Annotated in this window: 9 protein-coding genes; 2 read left to right on the plus strand and 7 right to left on the minus strand. The window is 37.1% G+C overall.

Annotated elements, in window-relative coordinates:
- Positions 1 to 2 precede the first annotated feature (2 nt).
- Both IGK54_RS13060 and IGK54_RS13065 read right to left on the minus strand, forming a co-directional pair.
- The gene (locus tag IGK54_RS13060) at positions 3 to 404 is read right to left on the minus strand and encodes an acetyl-CoA carboxylase biotin carboxyl carrier protein subunit (protein ID WP_002363547.1); all 402 of its coding nucleotides are present in this window, start codon (positions 402 to 404) and stop codon (positions 3 to 5) included.
- The gene (locus IGK54_RS13065; protein WP_002356004.1) at positions 388 to 750 is read right to left on the minus strand and encodes a hypothetical protein; all 363 of its coding nucleotides are present in this window, start codon (positions 748 to 750) and stop codon (positions 388 to 390) included. The genes IGK54_RS13060 and IGK54_RS13065 overlap by 17 nt, the downstream gene beginning before the upstream one ends.
- A gap of 404 nt (positions 751 to 1,154) precedes the next feature.
- Between IGK54_RS13065 and IGK54_RS13070 the strand changes: the two genes are divergently transcribed.
- Both IGK54_RS13070 and IGK54_RS13075 read left to right on the plus strand, forming a co-directional pair.
- A complete protein-coding gene (locus IGK54_RS13070) occupies positions 1,155 to 2,552 on the plus strand; it encodes a CitMHS family transporter (protein ID WP_002356005.1) in 1,398 nt (465 codons plus the stop codon).
- Positions 2,553 to 2,685: 133 nt separating this feature from the next.
- Complete coding sequence (locus IGK54_RS13075; RefSeq protein ID WP_002356006.1) at positions 2,686 to 3,381, plus strand: GntR family transcriptional regulator; 696 nt, start codon at positions 2,686 to 2,688, stop codon at positions 3,379 to 3,381.
- 43 nt (positions 3,382 to 3,424) lie between these two features.
- On the opposite strand, the gene IGK54_RS13080 is transcribed toward IGK54_RS13075, so the two are convergent.
- The 5 genes from IGK54_RS13080 to rpmH all read right to left on the minus strand — a co-directional run bounded on the left by IGK54_RS13080 (position 3,425) and on the right by rpmH (position 6,758).
- Entirely contained in the window at positions 3,425 to 4,147 is a 723-nt protein-coding gene (locus IGK54_RS13080) for a response regulator transcription factor (RefSeq protein WP_002363545.1), read from the minus strand.
- A 298-nt stretch (positions 4,148 to 4,445) separates the two neighbouring features.
- Positions 4,446 to 5,222: an RNA-binding cell elongation regulator Jag/EloR gene (jag, locus tag IGK54_RS13085; RefSeq protein ID WP_142957502.1), complete on the minus strand. Its 777-nt coding sequence runs from the start codon at positions 5,220 to 5,222 to the stop codon at positions 4,446 to 4,448.
- A gap of 14 nt (positions 5,223 to 5,236) precedes the next feature.
- Positions 5,237 to 6,064, minus strand: a complete 828-nt coding sequence (locus IGK54_RS13090) for a YidC/Oxa1 family membrane protein insertase (RefSeq protein ID WP_002356010.1) — start codon at positions 6,062 to 6,064, stop codon at positions 5,237 to 5,239.
- Complete coding sequence (gene rnpA / locus IGK54_RS13095; protein ID WP_002356011.1) at positions 6,064 to 6,420, minus strand: ribonuclease P protein component; 357 nt, start codon at positions 6,418 to 6,420, stop codon at positions 6,064 to 6,066. Before rnpA ends, IGK54_RS13090 begins: the two co-directional genes overlap by 1 nt.
- 203 nt (positions 6,421 to 6,623) lie before the next feature.
- Positions 6,624 to 6,758, minus strand: a complete 135-nt coding sequence (gene rpmH, locus IGK54_RS13100) for a 50S ribosomal protein L34 (RefSeq protein WP_002356012.1) — start codon at positions 6,756 to 6,758, stop codon at positions 6,624 to 6,626.
- Positions 6,759 to 7,280: the final 522 nt, after the last annotated feature.

Here is a 7,280-nt window from a genome sequence, read left to right on the forward strand (position 1 = left end):
TTCTAGTTAATTGTTATTAATGGTTCCCCTGGATTCACAATTTGGCCTTGGGTAACATGAATTCCTGTTACCGTACCTGCTTTTCCTGCAACGATTTCATTTTCCATCTTCATTGCTTCTAAAATTAACAATGGTTGGTTCTCAGACACCGTATCACCAACATTGACTAATACTTTTAACACAGTTCCTGGCATTGGCGCAGGCATTGCATCTGCTCCTGCTGGGGCGGCTGGCTGTGCTGCTGGCGCTGGGGCTTCTTCAACAGCAGGGGCTGGTGTTTCTGTCGTAGCAACTGGCGCTGTTGGTTGTGGCGCAACAGGTGCTGGTTGTGGGACGCCACCGATTTCTTCCATCTCGACTAAATATTCTTTCCCATCAATTGAAATTTTAAATTTGCGTAACATAATGATCCTCCTCAAGGTTTTGTTTTGAAATTCTTTTGACAACTAGCTGAGACTCTTCTGAAAGCTCTGCAGCTATACTGGCTGCAATAATGGCAACTTCTTTTGCTTCTGGATTTCGTTTTGCGATTTTTTTGATAACAAAACGACTTTCTGGAAACTCTCCTGCTGCGATGGCAGTGGCCACAATACTTACCAATTGATATTCTTTTGGCTCAGCAGGAATATATGCTGGTATATCTATCCATCGCTTTTCCAAGTTATCCGCTTCACGTTGGATAACGCTTTCATTAATCTCGGTATCCTGTGTGTGTTGCTCTTTCTTGAATAAGGACTTAAATAGGCCCATATTGTCTCTCCTTTCACTAATTCTTGGTATACGTTCATTATAGAAAAAACCGTTAAAAAACCTAGTGAAAACACTAGCTCAGATTGTTCTTTTATTGTTTATTTTGTGAAAAAAACTCTGTAAACATTGGTATATAAGCATTTACCAGCCGTTAAGATTCTATTAATATTATATTAAGTTATTAATAAGAATTTGATTGTTGAATTGTTTTTTTGATGTTCTTTTTGTTTTAGGCTATTTATTCTCTGCGAAAGTTTGTATATTCTCACACTATAGACAAACACAAAAAATATTTTTTGTTGTAAACCAGAATACTGTGAAACATTTCTCATGGCTATTCTTTTTTATTAACACCGGTTGTTAACGCTTACAAAAAAGTTCTAAAAAAAGAAAGGAAGAAAAACATGTTACTCACTATTTTAGCTTATGGTATGATTATCATCTTTATGTATGTAATCATGAAAAAGAAATTGTCACCGTTTACATCTTTAGTAATTATTCCTCTTATTTTTACTTTGATTGCAATTGCAACTGGAGTAGCGAGTCCGCCACCTGGTGCTGACGGTGTTGTCCCTGAAGTCAACATTGGGAATTTCGTCTTAGATGGGATTTCAACTACTTCAAAAACTGGTATTATGTTATTATTTGCCATTCTTTACTTCTCTATTATGTTGGATGCTGGTTTGTTTGACCCAATCACTAAAAAAATGATTTACTTTGCTAAAGGCGATCCAATGAAAGTCTTGATGGCTACTGCGGTAGTTGCTGCTGCTGTTTCCTTAAACGGAGATGGAACAACCACGACCTTGATTTGCTGTTCTGCGTTTATTCCCATCTACAAAAAACTTAATATGAAATTGATGAATTTAGGTGTGCTTGTTATCTTACAAAACACCATTATGAACTTATTACCTTGGGGCGGTCCAACAGCTCGTGCCATGGCCGTACTAGAAGTTGATGCCGACATTCTTTCTTATTTAGCACCTGGTATGATTTTATCTGTATTGTATGTTATCTTCTTTGTTGCTTATCGCATGGGGAAAAAAGAACGTGCTCGCTTAGGCGTGACAACGCTTACTGATAAAGAATTGGAAGAAATGACTATTGTTAACGATCCTGAGTTATTAGAAATTCGTCGTCCAAAGAATTTTGCGTTCAATGGTATTTTAACGATTGTCTTAATCGGTTGGTTAGTCCTAAGTTCATTCGTTGGTCAATTAGGTTTGCCTTCGTGGATTGAAATGCCACCGTTATTATTATTCCTAGTTGGTACTTGTATCGCTTTAATGATTAACTATCCAAAATTAAAAGATCAAAGCAGCCGCATCAGTGCAAATGCTGGTGATGCTGTGCAAGTAGTTATCTTAGTTTTTGCTGCTGGCGTCTTCATGGGCTTATTCCAAGGTTCTGGTATGGCCAATGCCTTAGCAAATAGCTTTGTTAATATTATTCCAAAACAATTAGCCGGCGCTTGGGGCTTAGTGATTGCGTTCATTTCAGCACCAGGAACATTCTTTATTTCAAACGATGGTTTCTATTTCGGTGTCTTACCAGTCCTAGCAGAAGCTGGACGTTCTTATGGATTTGACAATATGTCTATGGCTTTAGCTTCCTTAATGGGGCAAGCGTTCCACTTATTAAGTCCATTAGTGGCATTTATTTACTTGCTATTACGTTTAACTGGTTTAGATATGGGTCAATGGCAAAAAGAATCGGCAAAATATGCCTTAGGAATTTTCGTTATTTTCGTTGTAACAATTGTTGCTTTAGGTCACATGCCTTTATTTATTCCACAAAATTAAACGTCGTCGCTAAAACCGTAGGAGTACCTTTTCTCCTCGGTTTTCTTTTCATTTTGTCTTTTCTTGCGTTATATTTTCATTTTTAATATTATATTTATTATCTATAAAAATAACCTATAGGGAGGTGCCTCATATGAATCCAACGGTTGAAGCAGTAAAACGGAACTTAGATTTAACCAGCAGTAAACCTCTAAAAATTTGTACCTATGAAGCCTTTAAAAAAACCATTATTTTAGGGGATATTCCTGCGGGTGAACGGATTAACGAAAAAGAATTTTCCGAGCAATTAAACATTAGTCGGACGCCCATTCGCTTTGCTTTACAAGAATTGGTCAAAGAACAATTGGTGGAACATATACCTATGGTGGGTATCGTGGTTAAAGGGATTAGTATGAAAGATGCTTATGAAATTTATGATATTCGTAAATCTTTGGACACTTTAGCAACCATTAAAGCCATGGAACTCATGACACCAGAAGATTTTGATGAATTGGAAGCCTTACTTCTCGAAGGAGAACAATACAATAAAAATAACCAAGTAGATGACTTACTACAGAACTTTTCAGATTTTAATTCCTTTATTTATACTAAGAGTCAGATGCTACGTTTAAAAAAAATTGTGACTGATCTCCATGCTTACTTAATCTATTTCAGAGATATTGCGATTCGTGCCTCAGAACGTCGTAGTATTGCCCTAGAAGAACATTGGTTAATTTTCCGCGGAATGAAAACAAAGAATATTGACCAGATCACACTTTTAACCCATGAACATCTAAATCGTTCGCTTCAATTTATTTTGAAAGAAATGGAACGTCGACAAATTGAATAAGCAAAAAAGACCCGCAGTCGCTCGTGCAACTGCGGGCCTTTTTTCATTTTTTTTGTACGCAACCATCTGGCGTAAAGGTATAACCAATGCCCCAAACGGTCCGAAGGTAACAAGGTTCTTTCGGGTTTTCTTCTAATTTACTTCGTAAACGATTAATAAAAACCATAATCGTATTCGCATCGACATCCCCAGTACCCCAAACACTGCTGTAAATTTGTTCTTTAGAGAATACTTGCTCGGGATTCTCCAGAAAAAATTGAATTAATTGAACTTCTTTCGAAGACAATGAGATAGGTAAATCCTTTTTAAATAGTTGATAACGACCATAATCAAAACGGAAATCGCCTACCTGTAGCTCTTCTTTTTTGTAAACATTCAATTGTTTTCGAATCATTCGAGCTCGATTCAACGAAGCAATCACCTGAGCCTTAAAAACATTCAAGGAAAAAGGTTTCGTTATATAACTATCCACGCCCATTTCCAAGGCTGCAATAATATCCTCTTCTTCTTTTTTGCTACTAAAAAAGATAATTGGCACCAGTGGATATTTCTCTCTAATCATTTGGACTAAGTAGTAACCATCGCTGTCATGTTCCAAGTTATCATCTAAAATGAACAAATCAAAGGTAACTCTGGACACGATATCTTTTGTTTTTTCAATTGATTCACTTTGGTAAATAAGAATACCTGTTGATTGTAACGCTTTCCAAATCAAACGACGAACTGCTGCATCATCATCTACAACCAGTATTTTCTCCGTACGCATACCTGTTGCTCCCCCTACGTCTCTTTACAAAACTTTTTCATTTGAATTTACTACTGGAGTAATTACTGATTATCATAACACAAAAAAAGAAACGAAGACGGCTAAAAAATCATTTAACTGGGAAAGAGCATGGAACAAAAATCACTTTGGATTTTTGTTCCATGCTCAAAACCTGATAAACGGCGGGAACAGAACCAACTCCTTCGGAAATAAGCCGAAATTCTCCAAAAATTAAAAAGCAATTTTCGGAAATTCCTTCTTATTTCTCGGAGCTAAACGGTTCCGTCCCGACCTCTGTTTAAAAATACTTCTTAACTGGTTCAACCACTAAATACCGATAAGGTTCATCCCCTTCAGAATGGGTTTTGATTTGCTCATCTTTACTTAGCGTGTGATGAATTTGTTTTCTTTCAAAAGCCGGCATTGGTTCCAAGAAGACTGGCCGCCCAGTGCGTTTGGCTTTTTCCGCGGTGCGTTTCGCTAAACGTTCCAAAATTTCATGACGTTTTTCACGATAATTTCCGACATTCACAACAATCGATAGCTTATTGCTTGCAATGCGGTGAATAAAGACTTGCGCTAAATACTGTAACGCATTTAACACTTTTCCGTGTTTTCCAATTAAGATACCTTGTTTTTCTGTTTCTAAATGGAAGATAATATTGCCATTCTCGCGCGCTAAGCGAACCATGGCAGGGGCGTTCAGTTCATTTGAAATATTCGTTAAATACATCGCTAATTCAGTAATAGCAGCTTCGTCTTCCAGATTTTCTAAAGAATGTGTTGATTCCTCTGAGAGACTAGGAATTGCTTCGGTTAATTCCTCAACTGCTTCTTCCACTGCTGTTGCTTCATCGGCAACAACAATATCTTCCACTGTTTCTTCGACCGCTTCTGTGACTTGCTCACTAATCGTTGGTTCCATTGAAATTTGGGCAAGTTTTTTTCCTAGACCTAAAAATCCTTTTTTTCCTTCGTCTAACACATCAATTGTAACATCCTCTTTGGTTAAACCAAGTGCTTGTAAGCCTTTCTGCGTTGCTTCTTCGATTGTATTTCCTTCATAAATCGGCATCTGAACGACCTCCTTTATTTTTTCTTCCCTTTTTTCTTAGGACTTTTTGCTCGTTCAAGCGCTCGCTCCCGTGCTTTGGCTTGACGTGCTGCTTCCTCCCGCTCTTTACGGATTTTGAATGGATTGTTTAATAACAATGTTTGCCCTGTTTGGAAGGCATTTGAGACCACCCAGTAAAGAGATAAACTGCTGGCTAATGAAATCCCCATAAAGAAGATCATCGCTGGCATAACGTAATTCATAATTTTTAGTGAGGCATTTGTTTCTAGTTGGCTCATACTTGAAAGATACGTACTAGCAAACGTAAAGACAGCCGCTAAAATCGGTAAAATTAAATACGGATCCGGCTTATCGAGGCTTAACCACAAGAACGTTCCTTCTTTTAACTCAGGCACGCGTGAAATGGCTTGATACAAAGCCATCATAATTGGTAGTTGAACCAACAGTGGTAAACAGCCAATGTAAGGATTCACATTATTCTCTGCATACAAACGTTGCTGTTCTTCTCGGAATAAGCGTTGTGTTTCAGGATCTTTTGAAGAATATTTTTGTTGCAAGGCCTTTAATTGCGGTTGCAACTCTTGTGTTTTACGCATACTCTTCGTTTGGAAATGCATCAACGGCAATAAAATAATCCGGATGACTAACGTAAATAGGATAATCCCAATTCCGACACTGCCGCCTAATGATAGGAACTTAATCGCTTGGGCAAAATAATAAACAATGTATCGATCCCAAATTCCTGTACTACTTTCACTTACGGGCGCGGTTCCGCAGGCGGATAAAACAAAGACTAAGGTCACTAACCCAGCCATTAATAATAAGCGCTTATACTTCTTCACTACTCAATTCCCTCTCTTACATCTAATATTTTAGCTAAATTTAACACATGTGTTAAATTAGCTTTCACTTCTTCAGACGATAACTTTTCCAATCCTGGACGTGCAATCACGATAAAATCAATTTCTGGAGAGATACGGTCTTTTAATTGAAATAAACTCGCGCGGATTTTCCGCTTCACAGCATTTCTTGTGACCGCGTTTCCAATTTTCTTCCCAACAGAAATCCCCACTCGAAAATGGGCTTGTTGTGGTTTCTCTAAAACGTACACCACGAAACGACGATTTGCACAAGATTGTTTTTTATTAAACACCTGTTGAAATTCTTTTTCTTTCTTGACACGGTAGGACTTTTTCATCGGCATCCCTTTGTTTCTATATTTTTTTACTTCTTAATAATAATAGCATATTTCCGCTCTTTTTTAGTAGCCTTTTCTATAGAATCCTGCTTTCTTTTATTGAAAACAGAAAAAGAACCCTTAGTTATCTTCACATCTTCCAAAAAATTATGGAGATAACTAAGGGTTCTTAGAAATTGACTGTTTAAAAGACCAGACCATCATTAAGCAGAAATAACTTTTCTACCTTTACGACGACGGCTTGCTAATACGCGACGGCCATTTTTAGTGCTCATACGTTTACGGAATCCGTGAACTTTTTGGCGTTTACGTTTATTTGGTTGATACGTTCTTTTCATGCAATTACACCTCCTGAAATTGTAACTATCCATCAATATATAGACATACTTTGATAGTATAACGAGTAATAGGGTCTTTTGTCAATAAAATTTAAGAAATATTTCCTGAGAAAGATTCGTTTCAATTATCCACAAATTAAATTTTCCTGTGAGTAGCTTGTGGATAGTTTTCCACATTTTTTTCTGTTCACAGCCATTTTTCCACTAGTTTTACACAAAAAAACAGCCTGTTAAAAAGTTTTGCACAGGTGTTTTTTCAGCTGTTGATAAGTTCTTGAAACATGATTGTGTCAAGCTTAATTATTCTCAACTTTTTGTGGATAACTCATTCAGCAACCACTTTCTTCCGCAAGTGTCGACACCCTGTGGAAAACTTTTTTCACCCTTGTGTACTTTTTTTCCACATTGAACAATTGCTTGTGGAAAAAGTTTTAAAAAAATGCTAAAATCGACTATGCTCATTCTTTTAAGTTATCCACATTTTTTAGATAACCAAAATTTAAACATATAGGAGGTCACTGT

Origin of the sequence: Enterococcus sp. DIV2384 (assembly GCF_050534975.1) — a bacterium.
GTDB classification, from domain to species: Bacteria; Bacillota; Bacilli; order Lactobacillales; family Enterococcaceae; genus Enterococcus; species Enterococcus faecalis.